The following is a 533-nucleotide window of genomic DNA, read 5'->3' on the forward strand; positions in this document are numbered from 1 at the left end:
GCCTCCGCGTCGACGAGAAGTACGGTTCGACGAACGTCTTCGAGGCGTGGACCCGTCACGACCCGCACAATCAAGAGTGGGTTGTCTACGCCGGCGAGGAGCCACTGCGCTACCAGACGCTTGACGATCTCAAAGACGAGTGGCAACTGGTCTACGAACCGTTCGTCCCCGAGCGAGAGTTCGTCGACCGTCCGACTGACGACGCATGGGAGATCTTCCAGACGAGTCTCCCCGACGCGGTGAAAGATGACACGCTTACCGACTCCTCATCCGGGGAACCCAGCACAGCAGCCAAGGCCGACGGGGGCGCAGAGTCGGCTGCCCACGACCAAGAAACCCCTGAAGACGGTGGCTACACCGTTGGGCAACTCAAACGAGCGTTGTCTGAAAACGACGTTGACTCACTCGACTCAGACAAGATCGACCGGGTCGGTTTCACCCGTGAAGCCACACCGGTTCTCACCCGCGTCCGGGATAGTGAACTCCCGAAGAGCCAGTCGGGGGAGGGTGCCTTGTCGACATCCAGTGACACC

Annotated in this window: 1 protein-coding gene; it reads left to right on the top strand. The window is 61.2% G+C overall.

The features are described 5' to 3' along the window. A partial coding sequence (locus tag EXE45_RS19975) for a hypothetical protein (protein ID WP_158294328.1) occupies nucleotides 1-533 on the top strand: 533 nt, incomplete at both ends.

Origin of the sequence: Halorubrum sp. SP9 (assembly GCF_005435015.1) — an archaeon.
Taxonomy (GTDB): domain Archaea; phylum Halobacteriota; class Halobacteria; order Halobacteriales; family Haloferacaceae; genus Halorubrum; species Halorubrum sodomense.